The organism is Microbulbifer maximicatervae (SeqCode) (assembly GCF_052468295.1).
In genome coordinates this window covers 1073846-1095831 of the sequence record NZ_CP174340.1, presented here as the reverse complement: position 1 = coordinate 1095831, position 21986 = coordinate 1073846, and the positions used below count along the sequence as shown (strand labels likewise).

The window sequence follows — 21986 nt, the reverse complement described above, 5'->3', positions numbered from 1 at the left end:
AGCGGTGCGCAGAAGCGCAAATATCTTTAGGATAAAAACAAAAAAAGGGGATCTAGTGATCCCCCTTTCGAAAGCAGTACCGCCTAGTCTTTAGCGATAATGCCTTTCTCTTGGAGAGTGGAGAGAATCACTTCTACTTCCTCTTCAAGAGTCATTTCAGCAGTATTCAGGTGCAATTCTGGTGAAACAGGTGCCTCATAGGGATCATCAATACCAGTAAAACCTTTGATCTCACCTGCGCGAGCTTTCTTATACAAGCCTTTGGGGTCGCGTGCCTCAGCCTCTTTCAGTGGGCAGTCTACGAACACTTCCATATACGGAAGATCACCTGCTTCATGCATCTTTCTTACTAAATCACGATCTTCACGGTACGGGCTAATAAAACTGGATAAAACAACCACGCCAGTATCCGCAAACAACTTGGAAATTTCGCCTACACGTCGGATATTTTCCTGGCGGTCCTCAGCTGAGAAGCCAAGGTTAGAATTGATGCCCAAGCGGATGTTATCGCCATCCAGACGGTAACTGAGCACGCCTCGAGCAGCCAGAGCCTTCTCTACAGCAACAGCCACAGTGCTCTTACCAGAGCCCGAAAGGCCGGTGAACCAGAGAGTCACGCCTTTGTGGCCGAGGATACTCGCCCGGTTTTCGCGGGTCACATCACCCTCATGCCAATGGACATTGGTCGCTTTTTGCTCAACTGTAGCTGTCACTGATTACTCCAAGTCTTGAATACAATCCTAGTGTCACAGGTATCAAGCATTTCATTGCACTCTGTGCCAATGCCTGCCTGTGATATGGGCGCTAATTATCGAGTATTTGGGCGGTAAGCGTAAAGCCCTCTGTTATAACGTGTCTATTCAACTCAAAGTCTTGAGTGCATAAGCAACAAAGTGGCATTGTTCTAATAGTGGGGCCGAATGGGCAAAATAACCCTATAGACAGGACTTTTTTGCTTGGAATCTACTCCAGTGGTACTACTGCAGGCAGCATCATTTAAACCATTCTGCCACTACCATCCCTTCGTTACGCGAAGGCTGAGTGGGACATCAGATTGTTACACTAATCCATCTATAACTAGGTACTTCTATAAGCTATTGAGCGAAATAAAGAATCGAGCAAGAAGTATCACTAGTCACAAACGCTCGCAGCCAATACCCATCTATATATTTTGTAAATCTATAAATTCTCACCGGAGATGCAAGCTCCTTCCGTCAGCTCCTTTTACTCGCTCCAATGAACAATATGCCGTTGAATTATCATCAGCTGAGGAGCCAAAAACAGGTAGGAAAATTTGGCAAGGAGGCTCCCATGCAATGCTACCCTCCTTAATCTCAAGCAAAGAAACTTAGGAGCATCACTACCCTTTTGGACTAGCTAGGCAAACTAAAGTAGACCATTCAAATCCATAGACAATTGATTATTACAGTTAACACAAAAAACTATTATTCCGTACAACCCGAATACAATAAAATTATATGAGATTAGAATTAAACTTGTCACCTGCCGATAAAAAGCATCATTTAATTTCAAGTCATCGACACCCTCAACTTTTTCACACGAAGCGAATACCCCCCGACAACTGCGCAGGTTTTCTCATTCATCATATTTGCGGCCGACTACCGAGTGACGCGCATTAATCTAGTTAAAAATACAAGTTCCATGGTAATCTGTGGGCCTGAATCGAGAAAAAACAGCCCTATATTTCTTAGGGTCTATAGCCAGTAAAGGAGGATGCTCAACGATGAGTAAAGGGGTTTTAAATAGATTTAAAATTCGCAAAGGAAAAATTTTTGAAGCCCCGCTAGAAGAGGCATTTGGTCGCCTGGTTACTCCTTTTGAGGAATTTATTCATCGCCAAAGCAGCAGTGGTATATTGCTAATGCTCTCTGCGCTTATCGCTTTGATTGTTGCTAACTCTCCTCTGCAAGAGGCTTACAAGCATCTACTTCATATGCCTATTGCGGTAGGTGCAGGAGACTGGACATTTTCCCTTTCCCTACATCACTGGATCAATGACGGCCTAATGGCCATCTTTTTCTTTCTAGTCGGCTTGGAATTAAAACGAGAGTTTCTTGTGGGAGAACTCTCAGATCTCCGTCAGGCAGTACTACCTGTGATGGCCGCTATCGGCGGTATGGTGGTGCCAGCCCTACTATACAGCTCCCTTAATTTAGGTAACGAAGCCGGTCCAGGCTGGGGTATCCCGATGGCAACAGACATTGCCTTTGCGGTAGGCTGTATTGCACTACTAGGCAACCGTGTACCACGAGCAGTAGTGACCTTTTTGGTCGCACTGGCGATCGTAGATGACTTAGGGGCAATTCTCGTTATTGCCATCTGGTACACAGAGCAAGTAAACATGACAGCGCTCATCGCATCAGGTGGCCTGGTTGTAGTGCTCGGGCTGCTCAATGCTGCGGGTATTCGCCGATCCGCGGCCTATGTCTTTGTTGGAGGTCTATTGTGGTACGGACTTCACTCAGCCGGTGTCCACGCTACTCTCGCTGGTGTCATTACCGCTATGGCATTACCTGCCAAGCCAAAATACGATCCTGTAGCATTTAGCACCTTCGTAAAAGATATCATTCGCAGCTTTGACCGCTGCTTCCGCCCAGGTGACAAGATTATCGCTAACGATGATTTACGAGCTCGCGTAATGGGCTTGGGTAATGGCGTGAACTTAGCCCAATCTCCGCTACAACGCATGGAGACTCGCCTGCACATTCCGGTCGGGTTTGTAGTGATACCTATCTTTGCACTGGCTAACGCGGGAATTCCGGTCGACAGCTTCAGTAGCTCCGAAGCGATACTCAACCCGGTCACTCTCGGGGTAATCTTTGGCTTGGTGGTCGGTAAGTTGCTTGGGATTGTAGGGGCCACTTGGGTAGGTTGGAAGCTAGGTTGGGGCCAATTACCCAAAGCGGCGAATTTCCAACATATTGTCGGTGTAGCATTGCTCGCAGGTATTGGGTTCACCATGTCAATTTTTATTGCCGAACTAGCATTTAGCTCACAAAATGAGCTGCTTATTCAGGCGAAAGCCGGCATTCTATTAGCATCAGTTATCGCTGGGACAGCTGGCTTTTTGGTGCTGCGTAACGCTCCTGCCTCAGAAGAGAATGAAGTCAAGGGCGAGGAGCCAGATTACCCAGCCCAAGCTACTTCCAATTAAACAGCAACAATCAAAGTAGGCCGGGCAAACTCCAGTTGCCCGGCCTACAAAAAGCGTCATCACGAATAATGAACGAATAGAAGGCAAACTTTGAGTCGACTATGTCCCTATAACTTAGATTCGAACCAAAGTTACATCACAATGTGCATAGTTCACTATGCTATTAGCGGTAGAACCAATCAGGGAGCTCAAACCTTTCTTGGAGTGAGTTCCCAGAACTATCAGATCCACCTTCCTTTTTTCAGCTTCCTTACAGATAACCTCATAAGGCTTTCCCACTTTAAGGGCCCGATTTCTCTTGCTAACCCCAAAGTCTTCCGTAATCTCCTCAAACTTCGGAATTGCACTCTCTTTCAGCTCTTTTTGATAATCCTTGGGCAGGAAGCTATAAGGCAGTACATTTAAAACTACTAGCTTGCTATCAAATTTCTTAGATAATTCTACCGCTTTAGACAACACATACCTCCCTTCTTGAGACGCTTCTATAGCGCAAAGGATAGTATTGTACATATTCCCCCTCCAGTATATTTGACTAATAACAACTGAACTTATCGAGCACCGATTCCTCCACAGCTTAAATGAAAAGAGTTCGAAGCACAAAGAGGGAAAATTAAAAAGTCAACTTAATACCACATATTATCTATTCAATCCGAACGAACTAAAACCTCGATTACGGCACAACTCTCAAACAGTCATAGGAGGTCAGAAGTTATCATTTTCTTGACCAAACCTCCCGCGAGCTTTAAAAAATTAAAGGTCGAGGAGATATAAGCAACAAACGAACAGGGCACATCTGCGTCGCACGCAAACAATTATTACTATACGATGAACATCTTTATCCACGCAGATGATATCAATAGAATAACTTCCAACTTCAGCAAAATGTATACCTAATAACATCTCATATACAGCCCTAGCTCTCTTCTATTTTGGCACAAGTCTATCTCACAAAAAATCCATTACCAGAAGACATCAATTACAGGGCTTTCTGTTATTTTTAAACTGTCAACTCATCGCTTTCAACAAGTCTCGCCCTAGATCTGATTGTATAACTTAAGGCAACTATGACATTACATTCCCAGCCCTGCACCCAAAACAAAGCTTCATTTCAGAAGCCTACTGTTTCTCCAACAGGATTTGCATTATAAACGCGGGGTCACTCAAAGGCCGAAAGAAACCTGATATGAAAGCCTCATGTGTTGCGGCTATGACTTTTTGTTAGCTGTCTACGCGTTAATGAGATTTGCTAGAAAGTATGGGGACTCTTTTGGCTTGCACAATGGTAGTAGTCAAGATTCAACGTGGTAGTTGCAAATATCCCTATGGACTAGAAGACACTCCCAATTCCCTCTCGACTGTATATGCACGCGGTAATATTAGCTTACTTAAGTAGCCTAGCATTGCAATAATTGGATCCAGAGATACGACAAAAAATGGAATGAAAATGGCTCAAAAAATGGCCAGCCATATTTCTTCTAGAAACAATGTCGTCGACAGCGGGCTAGCCCTGGAAATTGACACAACAGCCTGTAGAGAATGCTAGCTTCTAACTGCAGTCTCACCTACGGATTGCATACAGCAAACCGAAGGTCGAATTATCGACTAACAATGTAAGTATTAGAAAGTGGAGGCCTGTCGGTATCAGAGCACACCTCCCCAACAGTACTTTTTTTGTATACCGAAATAGATTGCAGCTAGGTCTTTCCCAACCCTCATTAATTGTTGAATCTGAAGTTTCGGTAGGCTCAATGAAGTATGTAGATTTCTGCCTCCAGGCTAAACACAAACTCTTTGTATGCTACTTTTGCCCATAAAGATCGATATCACCGTCTCCTAGAACCTTAAAAAGTCAATAAAGCACTGACTTTTTAAGGTTGAAATTATCAAGTTAACACCAACTTCATTATTCTTTTACAAGAAAATTTCTGTACTCGGCAATTCTGACTCGCATCGAGAAAAATTACCGTTCTCCAGCACTCTCAAGTAGTTGATAAACTCGCCCAGGGAAATCACCAATAATCCCATCTACACCAAGGGATATACTGCGCTCAATGTCATCTGTATCGTTAACTGTCCAGAGATCGACGGCCACGCCTTTACTCTGAAAAAAGCGAACATAGGGCTTAGTGGTAATACTGTATGGCAGTTGGGCAACTTCAAAGTCCGGCTTGAAAGCCCATCCAAAGCCCGAACTCCAGGCTAGACTGGCCTCTATAAGTTCACCGATTGTTGCGCTCGTTCTAATCTCTCCCCCACTGACATCACGAAAATGGCCCATAGCCCTATTGTGCTGGCTAGCCACAGTAACTTGCTGCTCCATTCTATAGTCAACAATTACTTGCCATAGTATTTCTGATAGGACCTTATTATTTGGTTTAATTTCAATATTAAAAATGGCACTGGGGTAGCGCTCAAATAGCTCATTTAATGTTAAGAGTACGAGTCCTTGGTTTCGGAATGGGTAGCTATCACCATTATCTAGGGTAAACTCATACCCAGCATCCAATGCTTTTATTTCTACCAAAGTCAAATCTTCTATTTTATCTGAGACACCAGCATTTTTTTTAAGGTCTGCATCGTGATTGATAATAATAAACTGATCTTTCGACAAATGTATATCCAACTCTAGAATATCTGCCCCCTGCTCCAATGCCATATCAAAAGCCAGGGTGGTACTTTGAGGGTACTCACCAGAAGCTCCTCTGTGAGCAAGGATATCAATAGCCAAAACCTTATTGTAAGCCATCATAGATAAAACCAGGCAAGTAACGATCTTGAGCGCGTTGTTCATTTAGAAGTTTCCTATATTTTAAGAGGAGAGCTATTGCTCAGACACAAACAAAAGCCAATCCAAAATAGATACTACAGAGAAATAGTATTAGGTATACTATTTCCCTCACATACAAAGCACGAATTGACTCATTTAACCTATTTAAACTATATAAGAGATACAAAAGTAACTCTTACAGCCTTCAAGGCTCTTTTTGTTCACGTATACCCAACCAAAGAATCAACCATTGAAGTACTTAAATCTGATTGATAAACCACTCTAAATGCACCCATCTATTTTAAGCAATATCATACATTTAAATATTAAGTACTAATGCACAAACCTAGAAAATATCGCCACCAAATTCATTAACTAAACAAAGTATCCATTATCAATTAAGGACATATCGATCAAGCTTCTGAGTTGGAAATTCTATCCTTTAAGCTAAAACAAAACATTTAGATCAAGCTAGGAAGGTTAAGAGCGGTCGAGAGGGCCTGAAAATCCTCCCCCTTCATCTACACAAGCAAGCAAAAATAAAAATATATCGAACAATATAATGCCTAGAGTAATTTAGACCTATTATTCTTGCGCAAACATGTTGCAGATCACGACAAAAACTCTCCTCAAAATGCAAATGCATGTACTGGTTAAGCTTCTATACATAAACAAAAGGGTTAAATTAGAGTACATGGTTAGCATGTAGATTTTATAAAAGATAAAACATACTTCTAGCCGAGAAATTAGCCAACCGCGCTTCGGCGTATTTAGCCGACAGCAACTACCCAAGGCTACCGACTCGGAGCCCAGATTTATAAGTTTGGAGAATCCCATGGAAAGATACGCATTATTTACCGGTACTTATAACCTACTTATGGGTGGAATAAAGGACTTCAAGCGATCATTTCACAATGAGGAGGACGCCTATAAAGAAATAGAACAAATTGCTAAAACTGACCCATTTACTGACTGGGCACAGATATTCGACAAGAGAACTGATAAGGCAAGAATTTTTAATATTATCGATGAAAATGTGATTGAGAATAAAATCAATGATTACCCAAAGCGATCTGCTAAATCAATGGTGAAGGCTGTAACTGAGTTTTGTTAAATAGTATTCAGCCAGCTTGTGAGCCCGCGTAAAGCAGGCTCGCAAACCCTCGCATATTTATTAGTGGTATCGAATAGCAGATACCTATGTGGCTATTCAGTGAATAAGGAGGTTCTTACTTTCCAACAATACCTGTGCGCTATCAATTCTGCGGGTATCTCTACCTCAAATCACCAATAGCAGCAAGTATAAAGAAGAAATTACTCCGATCTTAAAGCTACTCATATGATTCGGAAGGGTAGCTTCGACACAGGCGTATCCCAGTCTACAAAAATTTATAGCGCTAATAGTAAAACTGTGCTGTCCATAGGTGTATCTCGGTGAAACGAAAACCTCATGAAAAACCACTTACATGGACTAGTGGTCCATGCGGAAAGTAATGTAACTAATCGGGGACTGTTCGTATAATATATCTATTACGCGCACACCTAAATCTTTTCAAATTTCTGACAGTGACACGGCTATTCTAAACAAGTGGTGCCGGTCAACAACTCTTCCACATGGACAAATTATGCGAGCGAAGATTATTCTTCAGCTCAGCGAAGGAATGACCCCTACAGATGTAGCTGCCGTGCAGCGAACATCACCGAAGACTGTTCATCGCTGGCGAAACCGTTTTGAACAGGAAGGTATTGAAGGGCTACGAGAACGTTCTCGTACTGAGCAGCCAACTATTATCGAAAAGGACGTTGTAGATCGTGTATTGTTTTTAACAACAAAGCGTATACCCGAAGAAGCAACACACTGGAGTATTGAGCTAATGGCTAAATACGCAGCAGTGACACCACGGCAAGTTCGGCAGATATGGAAAGCAGCTGATCTACGCCCCCATCGCCAAAAAACATTCAAGATCAGCAGTGATCCTGAATTTTCTGAAAAGGTTATCGACATTGTGGGTCTATATATGAACCCACCAGAAAACGCCGTCATTCTAAGCGTTGATGAGAAAACACAAATTCAAGCCTTAGACAGAACACAGCCCGGTCTCCCTCTAAATCCGAGTCGAATTGGCAGTCGGACTCATGATTACAAGAGGCATGGTACTGCGAGTTTGTTTGCCGCCTTCAATACACTGACAGGGAAAGTGATTGGAAAGGTCGCGAATAGAACTACTAGCAAGGAATTCCTATCATTTTTGAAGTTGATCGATCGACGTACGGATTCAAAAAAAGATCTACACATAATATTGGATAACCTCGGTGCACATAAAACCAAAGAGGTTCGAGATTGGGTGGAATCACGTCCGCGCATTCACCTTCATTTTACTCCTACCAGTTCATCATGGTTGAATGCAGTAGAGGGATAGTTTTCCCAACTAGAGCGTAGAGCGCTATACAGGGGAGTGTTCACGAGCGTTTCGGAGCTAAAGCCAGAACTGGAATACTTCATCAAGACTCATAATGCTGAAGCTGCAAAACCATTTAAATGGACAAAGCCTGCCAGTCAAATCCTGGCTTCAGTAGAACGCGCAAAACAATCGTTACAGAATTAACCGCATGGACCACTAGCTCAATCTTAATCTGAAACACCCTATGAAAAGGAGGTGTTTACCGGTTTTGCTGCAGAAACCTAGACCTAAAACCAAAGATAAGCCCGATGATCCATACTAATAATCGCATTATCAAACAAAAAATATGAAGCTCAAACCAGTAAAAGAACTCGGCAATATATCCAAAGTTGATATGATTCAGAATGTATCGAGAGACACCTTAGAAACCGTTTCAATTCGCGACGTAGACACCCTTCTTGAGAAGAATCGATGGGTAGCCAACCGTAAGAACCATGTTGACGCAGCCATTGAAAAAACAGCCTTGACTTATACCCATCTCTAGGAGCCTAACCATCGACAGGTTCAAGTCGTCAGTGAACTGCGTAAACACAGTTCACTTGTGTGTCCTCGTGGCGTTCGAAGCATTTGACTAAGATCAGACTAAAAAAATTCAAACTGAAATTAAAAGAACTTGGGACTACGGTGGAGAAGGGACTCACCCTCACCGAGCCACAAGTTCAGGCTTGGGAGCGAAAGCAGCATAGGAACAGCGATTAGAAATTTCTATCTGAAGTTGGATAACCAGCCTGCTTCCAAGCTACTCATAAAAGTCTTCATATCGTATGACAAAAGGGAGTAGGATCAGTTGAGCTTCTTCCCAGTCGCTCTCTTGACAACAAATTCTATCTGCTACTCTTCACTGCCTACCACCGTACCCAAAAGCTCTATAATCGGCTCTAGTATACCCACCTAACTAATATTTGAATCTTTTTAACGGGACACCGAGAAACAAAGCTTTAATATAGATTAAGGCCCAAATTGCCACACCGAAACAGAAACGAAAAAATTCGCATAGGTGAGTTTGTAAGCCCTTAATAAACAAGGAACAATCAGGGATGGCCGACGGGGATCGAACCCGCGACCTCAGGAGCCACAATCAAACATAAAACCTTTTCGTAATCATACACTTACAACCACCTATGTGGAAATCGTAAGGCGGTTTACACCTCCTTTAAACCCTAAGAACACTCAGCCGCTCAGTTTTTACCACACTCAAAAGCTGTATATTTACACAAGATTTAGACTGTTATCTCTGGCAACTGATCCCACTGAGTTGTATAGGCAGGAGACCGATGCTCTTGCCGCATCTTCCACTTCTTGTTGATGCCTTCAGCTCCCAGAAACAAGGTACCCCGACCAAACCTCTGATTGATCTGATCGATGGCCTGCATGGTCTCACCTGATCGCATTGGCTGGCCCGCGGTGAACATGTCACCCTGACCCAGTGAGCGGGGGATAAGCTCTACCAGCCCTACCCCGGCTTTCAGGAATCGGTGCCCCTGCAGGAACAGCTCTGTAATCGCGCGCTTTACTAGCTGCACTATCAGCCGAGTGTCATCCGTGGGGTATGGGGTTTGCACCACCGTACTGCGGCTGTAGTAGTGCGGTTCATGGGGTGAGGTATGCAGAAATACATGAACAGACTTCACCAGGGAATCCTGGGCGCGCAGCTTCTCTGCTGCCCTGCTCGCATACAGGGTGACGGCCTGCAGTATCGGCTGGAGGTCGGTGAGCTTTTCGCCGAATGAGCGTGTGCAATAGATCTGCTTCTTGGCCGGGGGTTGCTCCTCCAGGCTTAAGCAGCTAATGCCATTGAGCTCTTCTATCGTGCGCTCAATGTTTACGTTCGTGTGGCTGCGCAGAATTTTCGGATTGGCTTGTGCCAGGTCATAGGCTGTCTTGATACCCAGGTGCCCGAGTCGCCTTGATAAGCGCCTGCCTACACCCCACACATCGCCCACCTCAGTGCGCCGTTGCAGCCATTGCCATTTTTCGGGGGAGTCTAACACGCACACGCCCTCACACTTGGGGATCTTCTTGGCGGCTCTATTTGCCAGCTTGGCCAGGGTTTTACTGGGAGCGATACCAACGCCCACCGGCATACGTATATCTCGCCAGAGGGTTTGCCGTATCTGCTGCCCGTAATCCAGCAGGCACTCTTGCAAACCATGCAGATCCAGAAACATCTCGTCGATGCTATAGACCTCAACCTCTGGGCTATACCGCTTCAGTGTTGTCATTACCCGGTGGGAGATATCGCCATAGAGAGCGTAATTACTCGAGAAGATCTTTACCCCATGCTTGCGCAGCAGGTGCTCAATCTTGAAGAACGGCTGCAAGTCAGGAATACCTAACACCTTGGCCTCTTTCGAGCGCGCCACTACGCAACCGTCATTATTGGAGAGGACTACCACCGGGAGCCCGCGCAGGTCGGGGCGGAATATCTGTTCACAGCTGGCATAGCAGCTATTGCAATCAACCAGTGCCAACATCAGCAGGACCGGTGGTACCGTACGGAAGCCTTGACCACTCCCTCGACAATCAATTCCTGCCCTTCCCAAATGGGGATCGGTGCGTATTTATCATTCGCGGACAGTAGCTGCCCTTTTTGCCGATCAAGCACTTTGCAGGTTAGCTGCCCATCCAGGGCAACCACCACCACATCACCGTGAACCGGGGTTAAGGATCGATCAACTACCAGCAGATCCCGGTCAAAAATGCCGAGATCCCGCATGGAATCACCGTTGGCCCTAGCCAGGAAGGTGGCGGCCGGACTGGTGATCAGGTGCTGGTCAAGGCTGAGCGCCGCTTCTTTGTGATCATCTGCTGGCGAAGGAAAGCCGCAGCTGACGCCACTGCCGTATAGAGGGGATAGTTTCATGTGTTCTAACAATATACTGTATTTATATACAGTGTATTGGTCAGCACCCATTAAAGACAAGTAGCCTGTGTGACTCTTAAGCCGCCCAGAGACCGAGAACGGCTGCGGGACAATCGGTATCAAATTGAGGGGAGATGCATTGCGACCGACCCTCCAGTTGAGTTAGGCCTAATCAAATTTATATGGCAATAATAGTGAACCACCCCCCATTTCATTGACTTACACGAGCCTTTGCAGGCGAGCAGTCTTCATATAATCCACCTCAACTTCAGAGGAGGAGCATTGAACATGGGGCACTATGAACAACCAAAGCCGTTCTACCTGAAAGATCGCCGAGAAGTGGCTATTGATATGTTTGTCTCAAAGGACAATATCACCAAAGCAGACTACATCGCGCTAAAGGTTGTCGAACAGGTTGAGGCAGGGCTCGATAAATACCGCAAGTCCGCTGAGGACCTAGATGAAGAGGTTCTACTAAATGAAGCCCATGACTCTGCCAAATTAGGGCGCTATATGGAGAGGAACGGCAAGCCACACCCTGGCGGCAATTGTGATGCCCACGCTATAGTCTCTGGCTCACACCCAATGGCTGTACAGCAAAGAGCTATTTTGGCCTATGTAAAAATCCGGATAGACGATATACGGAATGGCACCTGGCTCCCCAGCAGAACAGCAGACACGCCCCATCCCAAGATGCCGCTCGCAGTACCGCACTCACGCATCCATAGAAACGGGTATTACGAATGGCTACAGAGGGAGTTTGATTCTCTTGATCTAGAAAATCTATCTGCAGATTCAGTAGAAAAACTGCTTAAGGGAATAGAGTATGACCTTAAATTCTCTACCTTCCCAAACTATGTTATGTTGCCAGCAGATGAGCTTAAGCGTGTATTAAAAGTATGAAAATCTATCAATTAAACGCAAATAGCAGCGGCTATATGACCCCCTATTTCGAGCCAAATAATGTGCTCAAAAAGCGGGTAGGCATTAAGTTCCTTTTCAACACAACGCCTAAATCCTACAGTGAAGATTGGGAACCGCTGGAGCTAAGCATCAAAGCGTGCGATTCGGCACCGGTTATTCCGACGCTTTCTCGATGGCAAAATTACTTAGTGCTTCATGAATCGGCTTACAAGGCCCTCGAAAGTACGCTCAATCCTTTTGGGGAGTTCCTCCCCTGCACATATCAAGGCACAGCATTTTACCTGTTTAACCCCCTGACAATTGCTGAAGACCTTGATGCGGTAGTGCCTGGCTCCGTTACCAGAAACGGGAACTTGCTCTCTGGTATTGAATTCAACCAGGAAAAGCTGGAAGGGATACCAGTGTTCAGAACAAAAGAGTCCAATATCAGTAACTATTGCACTGAAGCTTTCAAGGAAATTGTTGAATCCGAAAAGCTTGAAGGTTTGATTTTCAGTAGCAACCTGACACACGATTAACAATCAAAGAAAAGCCACCTTCACAGCAAAACGCAGCTACTGAGTGGCTTTTCTATTGTCATCCCGCCATTGATTGAGCACTCAATGTGTTACAAGTGCTGGATAGGCCACTAGAAAATCATGGGTGGGCTAGCTGGCTTGTCAGCGGATTTCTGCGCATCCTTTACCGGCTGGGTAACAATCAAGAAAACCGCATACACCAACCAGGAAAAGAAAAAGACGCCGAGGAACCAGCCCACTTTTGCCCCGCCGTGGGAACGGCTGGAAACCAACACATGTACCACAGGTACCACAAAGAAGAGCACAATCATCAATAAGATGATCAACTGCCAAATACTAATCCCACCGAATCCCATAACGGCCTCCTTGCCAAGCATAGTTGTTTTTTGACGAACAACCGGCAGCATACCGCAGCTTGCTACATCCGCCTATATTTCTTAGAAATCGTTTCATACTGGCGGACTTGCTGCCGGTATGGTGTGAGGCGGAGGAGATTACTTTGGCGGAGGTGTACGGAGTGGAGAACCTGCACCACTTTGCGCAGATTCCATTTCCGCCTTTTATTGAGCTACTCTATACGCAACTACCGGAAAATCTTCGCAAGCATGTTCACCGAATCATCGAGAGTAGCTATCAGCTATGGAAAGAATGGCAATAAAGCCTCAAGCGGGGACGCTGATCTGTTTCTTCCTTTGCCCTGACTTGTTTAGTCGCTTTGCTTTCTTTTTATCTCGCACCCACAAAATTGTCCCGCTCATTGTTTTTATTTCAAACAAGTCAATAGCTTGAAATAGATCACTTAATTTTTTAAAACCATAATTTCTTTGGTCAAAAGAAGTGTGATTTGAGATATGACTACCAATTAATGCCAACGGAGCCCAACCGTCATCTTCCTCTACAGCCTCAATTGCTTGCCTTAGAAAGCCGACTAACTTGGTATCGCATTTGATATTCTTTGTTTGCTTTTTGACAGGCGGCGCTTTCTCGCTATCCTCATCAAGATAAAGGAAACTAGAGCAGCTATTGACGAAGGCTAATGGTGCTTTACGCTCACCAAAACCAATCACGACTTTACCATCTGCTAATGAACGAGTTACCAATGGAGTAAAGTCACAATCTGACGAAACCAAACATATAACATCAACGTCTTTTGTGTACAGAACATCCATTACATCGATTACCAATGCCATATCTGTGGCATTCTTACCTTTGGTAAAGTCAAACTGTTGAATCGGCTGTATTGCAAACTCATTAAGTATGTCTTTCCACGGCTTCAAATTTGGATTTGTCCAGTTTCCATATGCCTTACGAATATTAACGACACCATAACGAGCCAACTCAAAAAATACCTTATCTATTTTTTTAGCAGGCGCGTTATCAGCATCAACAAATACTGCAATTTTTTCTTTATCCTTCATGACAGCTCGGCAATGCTATATTTTCGGCATCAAAAATTTGATCATCCATAATAATTGAAATTAAAGCCGCTGGCGAGCGACAGGAAAAGGTCATTCCAAATTAAATTCTTACTCCATTACTCGACATCACCATATAGAAAAACTTTTGCAGGGAAATTCATCTTCCCTACAGCACGCAAATTATGCATAAGTTCATAAGCACCCTCTTTACAATTACTTATTTGTCGTTCTATATTCTTCAAGTGAATTTCTAACTCAGAATACACTCTATCTCCGACCATCTTTCGAAAATCGTCCTCAGTAATATGCATTCTAATTGAGGGGGTCTGCTCAGACAAAATAGGATAGACAACCTCCTGGTAATACTGGGTCTTATTTTTTACCACTGCCATCAACCATTGGAAATTTTGCATAAGATCTGAGAATTGTACCAAACTATCAACTCCCCCCCTTACCACCAAGAACTTCAACTCATCTAAATCATATTTCAAGTCCTCAAAAGATGGATATTCATGATGGGATAGCATCTTGGCCAGATGACTTTCATACATCTCAAGGTCCATCTCTATCAGCCTTACCGATTTTTTTAAACGTAGTATATATAAAAGCGCAAAGTTTATTTCACGAAATTGCTTTTTATCTTCTTCACCTTTGTCGCGCTCAATATTAAGTTTAAAAGCCAAGAAAGCACCAACAAATACCCCACCAACTGTAATCACGGCTCTTATTGCAAACTCATAGTATTTTGGTATGACTGCTTGTTCCACAGCTATTCCAGACAAATACAACGCATTCAAAACTAAGACAGCAGTCAATACACCTAACAACTCGGGCCGATAAGATTTCCAGTTACTCACACAAACATCCTATTGTTTTTTTGCCGCTGTGATTATAAATACATTTTCACTAAAAATTGAAAGGATATCCCAATCCTTTGACCGTTCAAATAACCTGATTATCCCAAAACACCCCATCCAAAGCCCCCAACATCTGCCCAACCACCCCAGCCAAATCCGAGCTGATATCCCCAGTGATCTGCGGCAAAGTCGCCGGGCGGTTGGCTATCTGCCAGCCGCTACTGCCGTTGATATATAACAGGCCGTCCGCTTGATTCAGTGCGACCTTGACGGGGAAGAATTGCCAGTAGCCGGGGTCTGCCACATAGCGGGCCAGTTGGCCGTCCTGGCTTGCTCTCTCGTTGGCACCCTCGCCCACGAACAGCGGTCACCATCAACCATATTCACCCACTCGGAATCGCCATAGCCGCAATCGAACTATGTACGGCAAGGCGGTTCGCCACTTCACCAATACAGTCAGAAACCAGGCCGGCAGCCTCATCAACAACGTTAACCGCCATAGCTGCAATAGAACTATGGCGGCTAGGCTGGGTGCCGCCCCTGCAATCACCCCGGACTACCATCATCATCCGCATAAACCCGCTCGTCATAATTCACTGCAGTCATACTCACCCGCTCTGTGCCCGAGGGTTTAATGTCGGTGATTAATGCGGGATAACACCAGCGGTCCGCCTCGCCAAACATAAAGAGCGGCGGTTCCATGCTGCCATCTAAAACCGGCGCAAAGTCCAGGTCGGTATCGATTTCTATCACATTGGCGCTGCCGGTTGCCGTCGCGGTATAGAGCCCGGACAGCTTGCCGTCTGGTTTACGCAGCGCGAGGAAGTGCGTGCCGCCGCCCCACTCCAGTTCCGCATCCAGGGTGATTTCTCGCCCGCTCACCGCCAGCACCCTGCCCGTCTGCGAATAGCCGGGGATATCGTCGGCCAGGGCGCAGTAGCTCAGGTAGCGGCTGTTGAGGCCGTCCATCTCGGTCTTAAAGCTGTAGCGGGTGCGGCGGTAGCGCTGGATGCGGCGTTGACGCATTCCGAAACGCCAGGCTTTGGTCTCGTCGGTGATACCAAAAGCCCTGACTTTCTTGGGGGCCAACCCCTGATCCTCCGACAGGGTGCACAGCACGGTGGCGGGCTTCCAGGTCTGTGGGTCGAAGTATTCCACCTCCACCCCGTCCGGTTCGTCGGGATCAAATAGGCTGATATCCTGCTCCAGCTCACCCACCCGATTATCTGGCTGATACATGTGTTCAAACGCGGTGCGGGGGCCATCGCGTACGGGGATTATTTGCCCGTAATCCAAGGTGGGTTCTGCGTAGCCTACCGCTAATACTTTTTTTAGCGCTTCAAACAGCGTGCTTTTATTGTCGAACACGGCCGAGAAAGTATCGCCGCGCGCGCTCCACAGCTCGTGCAGCGCTTCCAGCTCCTCCAGGCCGATTTGATCATCACTATGGCCGACGCTCTTGATGATATAGGCAAAAAACGGGGCGATATCTTCGGTGGCGTCAGGTGCGGACCAGCTGCCATTTTCATACACCGGCAGCTTGCGCGTGGGAATTAAATTGAATTTATTTTCCGCGCTGCCGGCCAGGGCGTTGGTGCCGCGAATCTTCACCGCAATGGTGGTTACGCCCTCGTAACTGCTGGCGCTGTCGAGCTCGGCCCTGAGTGCCGTCCACTGCACCGTGTCATAAATGCGCGTATCGTCGCTGGCCTCGGTGACGCGCCTGACTCGCACCTCCGGGCGTATGGCCGAGCCGATATTAATTTTCTCGGTATGCCCTAGCTGGTCATTGGTGGCATTGCTAAAGGTGTGGGTGATCGTGGTCCAGGTCGGTGAGCTTTCATCGCGATAATCGATATCGACCGTCACACTGTAGTACTCAAAATCCCCATTGTCCTTGATGCGACCCAGCCCCTGCGGCAGGAAAAAATCCAGCTCGATATAACGGGTGGTTTCGTTTTCCGGGCAGGCGAAAAAGGGGCCTAGATAGCCGCCGGAACCGCCGTTATTACTTATAATTGCAATAGATACCAGCTGCGCATCAACAAACCCACCCCAGCCCGGTACGGCATCGCCGCCGGCATCCACCTTTTCCATTTGCGCGGAATGACCAGACTTCAATACCACACGATATTCCCCATCATTGCTGCTTTCGTTGATGGAGATAATCTCCCCCTCCATATAGGGGAAGTTGCGCGGTACAAAGCCCAGATTATCCTCGCGCTCAATTTCCCGCTCGAACCAGTAACTTTTTAAGGTGGTACCTGAGAAAGTCCAGCGCGCCGCACTGCTGGCGTCGCCGGTGGTGGCGAGCGAGCCCTCCAGCTCCAAACCCGTTTGACCCGAGCTGCTGCCCACTTCCGGAGAAAGATAAAAATTGCGGTGGGCGTCGTGGTCGGTGACATCCTCACCGGGACCAAATACCCGGTACTCAATATCGCCGGCGTAACCGCTCACCGGGGTATTGCCGATATAAATATTGTCCGCACTGATTTCGTAGTCTCCGACACCCACGCATAACATTAAATACAGATATTGTTCGTTATTGTCGTACTGGCGGCGCGGCTGGCACAGCAAGTCCGGGTACACTTTATGGCGGCCGGCAATTTCCGGTACAACCCCCATCAGCCGGGCTTGGTTGCCCTGGGCGTTGGGGTTGTAGATGGTGGAACCATCCGGCGTGGTTTGGTTGTAGTTGTCCGGAATCTGATTGGCAAAATACATCGCCGCTGCTGCAGCAGCCACGGCGACCACTATCATCACAATCGCCGCATAGCCTTTTGCCTCCACCACCAACTCCAATTGATCGCCAGACTGAATCCTATAGCCTGCCCATTCGCTAGGCGGCAATGGCTCATTATTTACTGACGCCGAAAATAGCGGCACGGCTCGGGGCTCATAGCTGGGTACATTATTGTTTAACCAGTGCTCGAAGGTTTGCCCGGGCTCCGCCGTACAGGTTTCGAAGTTATCCCGCTCGAGTTTGCTGGGATAGATTTTAAGAATTGCATTCATAGTGAAAAAATTCGCAGCGTTGGAACAATCGGCGGAAGGCGCGCGGGCTGGTTAATAGCGGTTTTCCATACTGCCGCCCGGTGTGCAGGATTTGGGTCTGGCCGTTATTAATGACTATGCCCACATGAATCAGACAGTCTCCCCTGAAGCCGCAGGCAACAGCGCCGGGTTTACAGGGGCCCGCTAAAAAATCCGGTACCACCTGCAGATAGCTGTCGGTCAGCAGCGGCTTGTCATCCGGGCAAACGTGGCCGAAGGATTCCAGCAGCGGGGTTTTGAATTGCCGGTGCAAGACATCGCGCACCAGCCCCCAGCAATCAAAGCCGTGCATATCCCGCCCGCCGTCCACATAGGAGACGGTGAGATAGTCGTTTATCCAGTGCATAGGGTTAGCCGTAGTATTTCAGGCCGGGGGCAAAGTCGGGGGTATAGAATTTATTGGGCCAGGCTTTATTGACCAGATCGTGAAAGCTGGCAATCACCGAAACGCTTGCCGGATTGGCTTTGACCGAAACGGCGGTCATTACCGTGGCCGGCTGCGCGGGGGCGGACAGGTCGGATTCGAGGAACTGCCGATAGACCACCTGTATTGCGCCGCCCGCCTCCAGCGCGGCCTGAATATTGTGCAGCGCTTCACCGGTGACATTATCCAGTTGGAACTGTAAATCCTGCCGGCCTCGCACCGAGCGCTGCGGCAGGGAGACACCGAAACCGCTCGCGGTAAAGGTTGCAGTTTCCCCGTCCTCCAGCGTCGCTTCGATATCATCAAAACCCTGGCACAGACGAATCGCACCGCCCTCAAAGGCGGCGTGCCTCAGCTCCAGGGTATGGATGATGATTTCATCGATCGGCGCGCTGGCGTAGACGGTTTCCAATACCGCACTCATGCGCTAATGCCGTACTTTGTCATCAGGGTGGAAAACAGGGCGGCGCGGTGGGAGGCGTATTCGGGCAACCCGTAATCCACACTGAACACCAGTGCATCGCCGATGGCACCGTCAAAAAAATTCCCTTGATCGGGGATAAACCCAAGACAGACATCTTCGGGTGCCACTGGCGCGACGAGCGTGGCACTACTCATCTCTGATTCAATACCGTTGATATACACCGCCACCGCCTGGGTCTCGGCGTTATAGCAGGCCATAACGACGTAGTCGGTATTGCTCGCCAGCGTTTCGGTGGTCGACGAGGTTGTGCCGCCGTGATCCACTTGTAATGCTGAGGTCGAGATAATTTTAAAACTGGCCAACCCTGATTCCGCGGACAGCAGGCCGCTCCACCCCCCCAGGACGCCGGGGCGAATAACCGCAACCTTGGTATAAGTACCGAGGGGGTGAGCAGCTTGATCTGTGATATGTGCGCCCTGACTCTCATTCTGGTCAAATACCATCGCGGACTGCCCCCCAATCGCCGCACTGTCAATCGTCCAACTGTTGAGTGCGTACTGCCGGATCTCGTAGGACTGCATGCGCTCGCGCAAACGAGACCCGGCGACACTCTCATACTTTTCCCGGGGATCAAACCATACGCGCAGCCCGGGAAAAGAGGCCATATAAATGTCTTCGTCGCTGACTTCCAGCGTCGGTAGACTGGGCTCGGTAAATGTCACCTCATCCAGTTTGATAATACGTCCAGCCATTAGAGTATCTCCACGGTTTCCAAAAAAGTGACACACCAGTTGCACAGCGGTTCGGTAACCGCCGCACCGTTCATACCCAGCTGAGTTGCTCGCCAGTTCTGAAGTTTTTCACTGGGTGGGGTGGTATCGCTGTCGGCAAGGCAGCCGCGCGGCCCGGTTAATGGCCCGGCGTGCGCCATCAGTTCGCCGGTATAGGCGTAGGCGAGCTCGGTGCCGTTAGGCACATCGCCGTCGGTGGCCACAATGACTTGGGTTTTGTCATCAGAGAGCACCACCGAAGTGATGGCGATTCCGCCGGCATTCAACAATTCGAAACCGTATTGGCCGGGGTCGGATACCCCGTGGGGGTTGTTGGTTTCGTGGTAAATATTAAAACGCAAGTCGCCGACACGGCCCGCAAACGACACCGTGATGGTTTTGCCGTTCGCTTGGACGGACTCGGGCATCAGCGGCGACCAAGTTTCCCCCGCTTGCAGGGCCTTCGCGTAATACTCGTCGAGCAGTCGCGTGCCGTAGGCGCTGGTGTGAATGCCGTCGGGATTGGTCGGGCCGTTGGCGTCGTGGGGAATAAAATACTTTGGCGCGACAAGATAGCCGTAGCCGTCGCGCTGAAACTGATATTGCGCAATCACACTTTTGGAAGTAGCAAAATTCCCCCCAAGAGACCAGCTGTTTTGTTGGCTTATAAGAAGAGGAATATTGTCGGCCTGCCCGGTTATTCTTTTAATATCTGCGTTGTAGTTATCCCGCCATTCAATCAAGTGATCGAGGTACCCACTGTTTTGTGCGTCGGATTCCCCGTGTTCACAAAATAGCGCGGTGACTTTGTAATCTAGGCCCAGCGCATTGGCGGCGCGCTTACCCGCTGCAACCGCCTCGATCGAATTGCGGTACGCCGAATAATTTTCGGCCGGAACGTCTTTTTTTAAGACCGAATAACTCGCCCCGCCCTTGCCGTGCCCGGAGATTAAGAACAATCGCTCCGCCTGGCTGTTAATCGCTTCGCAAGCACCAAAGCCGTGGGATTCGTTATTAAATAGACCATCGCCGGCGGGAATCAGGTATGCCATATTCCCAGGATCGATAGGTACATCCTGAAGCGCTGTATCCCACCAGGCCGAGTCGGTCACGCGATTGGGATTGACCCAACCGTTAAACATAAAAATACCGTAGGGGTCGTTAACCAAATCTCCGGTCAAGCTGGCATCAACCCCCATCCCCCGCTTTGGAATGCTATTGCTCTGCCCAATAATCAGGATATGTTCCAGGGTATTGTTGTGGCTTTTGCAAACCGTTTGCCCCGACAACAACATCCGATACAGTCGCTCGACGCCGTCCCTATCGCTGCTGAATTTTACATAGCTGTTTTTATGAACTGAGGGGTTCCGCGCGTTGTAGCTGCCATCGGTCAAAGGATGCTTGCCGTCAGCATCAATCACAACGAGTTGGTCAAAATCACCGGCGTTTTCCACCAAAACCAAAGGGGAGGCATCGTCACTGGTAAAGCGTGAGCCCTCCAGTAATTCCAGGCGCGTGTCGCAGGCTGTGAGCGCCTGGTCAATGTTGTCACAGCGGTTTGCGATCTCACCGACAGTCTTTCCGCTTTTATCGATACCCAAAGCCACTTGACCGGCGGCGTCGGCCACGCTCCACACAATATTCTCATCAGTTTTAAATCGCAGGCTTTCGGGGTTGGCGAGTCTGGCCCAAAGCTTCCCGTCTCTCGTCAGCGCCAACCCCAAAGCGCCATTCTGATCGCTTATGCCCCAGGCGATATCGGTGCTGCCATCCGGGGCAACGGCCAGCACCTGCGTCTCCACACTGTGCTGACGCTGGGTTAAACCCATCACCTCTTGGCAAATGGAACTGAAAAATTCCCCGTTGGATTTCAGCCCCATGCCGACCTTGCCCTCGCTGTCGGTTATCGCCCAGACAAAATTGTCTAGGGAATGGGGCAGTGGCTGCTCGGGGATACGCGTTTTTAAATTGACATCGGTCTCTTGAATGCGCGTCTTTAGATCGGTGTAGCTGGATAGTTTTGATTCCGTCCAGTGGGTCTCATCCCAACCGTAGAGCTTGTTGTTACCGGGGGTGGGATCGTTCCACACCTCGGCCAGCTCGTTATTTGGCGGCGCGCCAGCCGCATCCATCAGCGCTTTGGTCGCGAAGGTCAAGCGACCGTTGACCATTGCTTGCAGCCCGGCAAATCGGTCGGAGAATGATTTCTCAATACTATTTTTGGTCTTTCCGTTGTAGGTGACAGTGGTGGACTCATCGCCGCCGAAGTATTCGTCCAGCGCATCAATCGCGGCCTGCAGTCTGCTCACCTCGTTAAAATAATTCGCCAT

23 protein-coding genes and 1 pseudogene are annotated in these 21986 nt (G+C 47.8%); 9 read left to right on the top strand and 15 right to left on the bottom strand.

Translation table 11 applies throughout. The annotated features are described in order from the left end of the window. Nucleotides 1-83: 83 nt before the first annotated feature. The gene (gene cysC / locus ACJJIQ_RS05275; RefSeq protein ID WP_282932285.1) at nucleotides 84-713 is read right to left on the bottom strand and encodes an adenylyl-sulfate kinase; all 630 of its coding nucleotides are present in this window, start codon (nucleotides 711-713) and stop codon (nucleotides 84-86) included. A gap of 1031 nt (nucleotides 714-1744) precedes the next feature. Here cysC and nhaA point away from each other — a divergent pair. Next, nucleotides 1745-3175: a Na+/H+ antiporter NhaA gene (gene nhaA, locus ACJJIQ_RS05270; RefSeq protein WP_445363932.1), complete on the top strand. Its 1431-nt coding sequence runs from the start codon at nucleotides 1745-1747 to the stop codon at nucleotides 3173-3175. 114 nt (nucleotides 3176-3289) lie between these two features. Here nhaA and ACJJIQ_RS05265 read toward each other — a convergent pair whose 3' ends face one another. After that, nucleotides 3290-3685 (bottom strand): universal stress protein, encoded by a 396-nt coding sequence (locus ACJJIQ_RS05265; RefSeq protein WP_413662467.1) that lies wholly within the window; start codon nucleotides 3683-3685, stop codon nucleotides 3290-3292. 928 nt (nucleotides 3686-4613) lie between these two features. Between ACJJIQ_RS05265 and ACJJIQ_RS05260 the strand changes: the two genes are divergently transcribed. Both ACJJIQ_RS05260 and ACJJIQ_RS24800 read left to right on the top strand, forming a co-directional pair. Beyond that, nucleotides 4614-4718 (top strand): hypothetical protein, encoded by a 105-nt coding sequence (locus ACJJIQ_RS05260; protein ID WP_445358107.1) that lies wholly within the window; start codon nucleotides 4614-4616, stop codon nucleotides 4716-4718. Nucleotides 4719-4863: 145 nt separating this feature from the next. Beyond that, complete coding sequence (locus ACJJIQ_RS24800) at nucleotides 4864-4989, top strand: hypothetical protein (protein ID WP_507021907.1); 126 nt, start codon at nucleotides 4864-4866, stop codon at nucleotides 4987-4989. A gap of 146 nt (nucleotides 4990-5135) precedes the next feature. On the opposite strand, the gene ACJJIQ_RS05255 is transcribed toward ACJJIQ_RS24800, so the two are convergent. Beyond that, nucleotides 5136-5903 carry a glycerophosphodiester phosphodiesterase family protein gene (locus ACJJIQ_RS05255; RefSeq protein ID WP_445363931.1) on the bottom strand — a complete coding sequence of 256 codons (768 nt, stop codon included), beginning with the start codon at nucleotides 5901-5903 and terminating at the stop codon, nucleotides 5136-5138. Between the two features lie 874 nt (nucleotides 5904-6777). Here ACJJIQ_RS05255 and ACJJIQ_RS05250 point away from each other — a divergent pair. The 3 genes and pseudogenes from ACJJIQ_RS05250 to ACJJIQ_RS05240 all read left to right on the top strand — a co-directional run bounded on the left by ACJJIQ_RS05250 (nucleotide 6778) and on the right by ACJJIQ_RS05240 (nucleotide 8888). Next, a complete protein-coding gene (locus ACJJIQ_RS05250; RefSeq protein ID WP_445363930.1) occupies nucleotides 6778-7056 on the top strand; it encodes a hypothetical protein in 279 nt (92 codons plus the stop codon). A gap of 415 nt (nucleotides 7057-7471) precedes the next feature. Then, nucleotides 7472-8548, top strand: a pseudogene (locus ACJJIQ_RS05245) (IS630 family transposase). Nucleotides 8549-8690: 142 nt separating this feature from the next. Next, nucleotides 8691-8888, top strand: a complete 198-nt coding sequence (locus ACJJIQ_RS05240; protein ID WP_445363929.1) for a hypothetical protein — start codon at nucleotides 8691-8693, stop codon at nucleotides 8886-8888. Nucleotides 8889-9624: 736 nt separating this feature from the next. Here the strand turns inward: ACJJIQ_RS05240 and ACJJIQ_RS05235 are convergent. After that, nucleotides 9625-10878: a Y-family DNA polymerase gene (locus ACJJIQ_RS05235; RefSeq protein ID WP_445363928.1), complete on the bottom strand. Its 1254-nt coding sequence runs from the start codon at nucleotides 10876-10878 to the stop codon at nucleotides 9625-9627. Then, nucleotides 10878-11267: a LexA family protein gene (locus ACJJIQ_RS05230; protein ID WP_444927196.1), complete on the bottom strand. Its 390-nt coding sequence runs from the start codon at nucleotides 11265-11267 to the stop codon at nucleotides 10878-10880. The genes ACJJIQ_RS05235 and ACJJIQ_RS05230 overlap by 1 nt, the downstream gene beginning before the upstream one ends. 288 nt (nucleotides 11268-11555) lie before the next feature. On the opposite strand from ACJJIQ_RS05230, the gene ACJJIQ_RS05225 reads away from it, so the two are divergent. After that, nucleotides 11556-12170 (top strand): AHH domain-containing protein, encoded by a 615-nt coding sequence (locus ACJJIQ_RS05225; protein WP_445363927.1) that lies wholly within the window; start codon nucleotides 11556-11558, stop codon nucleotides 12168-12170. After that, nucleotides 12167-12709 carry a hypothetical protein gene (locus tag ACJJIQ_RS05220; protein WP_444927194.1) on the top strand — a complete coding sequence of 181 codons (543 nt, stop codon included), beginning with the start codon at nucleotides 12167-12169 and terminating at the stop codon, nucleotides 12707-12709. The genes ACJJIQ_RS05225 and ACJJIQ_RS05220 overlap by 4 nt, the downstream gene beginning before the upstream one ends. A gap of 110 nt (nucleotides 12710-12819) precedes the next feature. Here ACJJIQ_RS05220 and ACJJIQ_RS05215 read toward each other — a convergent pair whose 3' ends face one another. After that, the gene (locus ACJJIQ_RS05215) at nucleotides 12820-13116 is read right to left on the bottom strand and encodes a hypothetical protein (protein ID WP_445363926.1); all 297 of its coding nucleotides are present in this window, start codon (nucleotides 13114-13116) and stop codon (nucleotides 12820-12822) included. A gap of 92 nt (nucleotides 13117-13208) precedes the next feature. On the opposite strand from ACJJIQ_RS05215, the gene ACJJIQ_RS05210 reads away from it, so the two are divergent. Beyond that, nucleotides 13209-13367 (top strand): hypothetical protein, encoded by a 159-nt coding sequence (locus ACJJIQ_RS05210; protein ID WP_445363925.1) that lies wholly within the window; start codon nucleotides 13209-13211, stop codon nucleotides 13365-13367. A gap of 4 nt (nucleotides 13368-13371) precedes the next feature. Here ACJJIQ_RS05210 and ACJJIQ_RS05205 read toward each other — a convergent pair whose 3' ends face one another. From ACJJIQ_RS05205 to ACJJIQ_RS05165, 9 genes are all read right to left on the bottom strand, one after another. Next, nucleotides 13372-14127, bottom strand: coding sequence for an NYN domain-containing protein (locus tag ACJJIQ_RS05205; protein ID WP_445363924.1), 756 nt, complete (start codon nucleotides 14125-14127; stop codon nucleotides 13372-13374). Between the two features lie 116 nt (nucleotides 14128-14243). Next, the gene (locus ACJJIQ_RS05200) at nucleotides 14244-14984 is read right to left on the bottom strand and encodes a hypothetical protein (protein WP_445363923.1); all 741 of its coding nucleotides are present in this window, start codon (nucleotides 14982-14984) and stop codon (nucleotides 14244-14246) included. Between the two features lie 85 nt (nucleotides 14985-15069). Continuing rightward, complete coding sequence (locus ACJJIQ_RS05195; RefSeq protein ID WP_445363922.1) at nucleotides 15070-15342, bottom strand: hypothetical protein; 273 nt, start codon at nucleotides 15340-15342, stop codon at nucleotides 15070-15072. Between the two features lie 25 nt (nucleotides 15343-15367). Next, on the bottom strand, nucleotides 15368-15553 hold the full coding sequence (locus ACJJIQ_RS05190) for a hypothetical protein (RefSeq protein ID WP_445363921.1): 186 nt from the start codon (nucleotides 15551-15553) through the stop codon (nucleotides 15368-15370). Further along, nucleotides 15531-17999: a host specificity factor TipJ family phage tail protein gene (locus ACJJIQ_RS05185; protein ID WP_445363920.1), complete on the bottom strand. Its 2469-nt coding sequence runs from the start codon at nucleotides 17997-17999 to the stop codon at nucleotides 15531-15533. The genes ACJJIQ_RS05190 and ACJJIQ_RS05185 overlap by 23 nt, the downstream gene beginning before the upstream one ends. After that, nucleotides 17983-18384: an NlpC/P60 family protein gene (locus tag ACJJIQ_RS05180; protein WP_445363345.1), complete on the bottom strand. Its 402-nt coding sequence runs from the start codon at nucleotides 18382-18384 to the stop codon at nucleotides 17983-17985. Before ACJJIQ_RS05180 ends, ACJJIQ_RS05185 begins: the two co-directional genes overlap by 17 nt. 4 nt (nucleotides 18385-18388) lie before the next feature. After that, nucleotides 18389-18886, bottom strand: coding sequence for a DUF1833 family protein (locus tag ACJJIQ_RS05175; protein ID WP_445363919.1), 498 nt, complete (start codon nucleotides 18884-18886; stop codon nucleotides 18389-18391). Then, nucleotides 18883-19638, bottom strand: coding sequence for a hypothetical protein (locus tag ACJJIQ_RS05170; protein WP_445362045.1), 756 nt, complete (start codon nucleotides 19636-19638; stop codon nucleotides 18883-18885). The genes ACJJIQ_RS05175 and ACJJIQ_RS05170 overlap by 4 nt, the downstream gene beginning before the upstream one ends. Next, nucleotides 19638-21986, bottom strand: a complete 2349-nt coding sequence (locus ACJJIQ_RS05165) for a TolB-like translocation protein (RefSeq protein WP_445363918.1) — start codon at nucleotides 21984-21986, stop codon at nucleotides 19638-19640. The genes ACJJIQ_RS05170 and ACJJIQ_RS05165 overlap by 1 nt, the downstream gene beginning before the upstream one ends.

Excerpts from the sequence above, each read along its gene's own strand:
- ACJJIQ_RS05240 (WP_445363929.1), top strand. The coding sequence starts at position 8,691 with ATGAAGCTCAAACCAGTAAAAGAACTCGGCAATATATCCAAAGTTGAT.
- ACJJIQ_RS05185 (WP_445363920.1), bottom strand. The coding sequence starts at position 17,999 with ATGAATGCAATTCTTAAAATCTATCCCAGCAAACTCGAGCGGGATAAC.
- nhaA (WP_445363932.1), top strand. The coding sequence starts at position 1,745 with ATGAGTAAAGGGGTTTTAAATAGATTTAAAATTCGCAAAGGAAAAATT.
- ACJJIQ_RS05220 (WP_444927194.1), top strand. The coding sequence starts at position 12,167 with ATGAAAATCTATCAATTAAACGCAAATAGCAGCGGCTATATGACCCCC.
- ACJJIQ_RS05205 (WP_445363924.1), bottom strand. The coding sequence starts at position 14,127 with ATGAAGGATAAAGAAAAAATTGCAGTATTTGTTGATGCTGATAACGCG.
- ACJJIQ_RS05165 (WP_445363918.1), bottom strand. The coding sequence starts at position 21,986 with ATGGCGAATTATTTTAACGAGGTGAGCAGACTGCAGGCCGCGATTGAT.
- ACJJIQ_RS05225 (WP_445363927.1), top strand. The coding sequence starts at position 11,556 with ATGGGGCACTATGAACAACCAAAGCCGTTCTACCTGAAAGATCGCCGA.
- ACJJIQ_RS05175 (WP_445363919.1), bottom strand. The coding sequence starts at position 18,886 with ATGAGTGCGGTATTGGAAACCGTCTACGCCAGCGCGCCGATCGATGAA.
- ACJJIQ_RS05260 (WP_445358107.1), top strand. The coding sequence starts at position 4,614 with ATGAAAATGGCTCAAAAAATGGCCAGCCATATTTCTTCTAGAAACAAT.
- ACJJIQ_RS05235 (WP_445363928.1), bottom strand. The coding sequence starts at position 10,878 with ATGTTGGCACTGGTTGATTGCAATAGCTGCTATGCCAGCTGTGAACAG.
- ACJJIQ_RS05230 (WP_444927196.1), bottom strand. The coding sequence starts at position 11,267 with ATGAAACTATCCCCTCTATACGGCAGTGGCGTCAGCTGCGGCTTTCCT.
- ACJJIQ_RS05250 (WP_445363930.1), top strand. The coding sequence starts at position 6,778 with ATGGAAAGATACGCATTATTTACCGGTACTTATAACCTACTTATGGGT.
- ACJJIQ_RS05170 (WP_445362045.1), bottom strand. The coding sequence starts at position 19,638 with ATGGCTGGACGTATTATCAAACTGGATGAGGTGACATTTACCGAGCCC.
- ACJJIQ_RS05190 (WP_445363921.1), bottom strand. The coding sequence starts at position 15,553 with ATGATGATGGTAGTCCGGGGTGATTGCAGGGGCGGCACCCAGCCTAGC.
- ACJJIQ_RS05215 (WP_445363926.1), bottom strand. The coding sequence starts at position 13,116 with ATGCTGCCGGTTGTTCGTCAAAAAACAACTATGCTTGGCAAGGAGGCC.
- ACJJIQ_RS05180 (WP_445363345.1), bottom strand. The coding sequence starts at position 18,384 with ATGCACTGGATAAACGACTATCTCACCGTCTCCTATGTGGACGGCGGG.
- ACJJIQ_RS05265 (WP_413662467.1), bottom strand. The coding sequence starts at position 3,685 with ATGTACAATACTATCCTTTGCGCTATAGAAGCGTCTCAAGAAGGGAGG.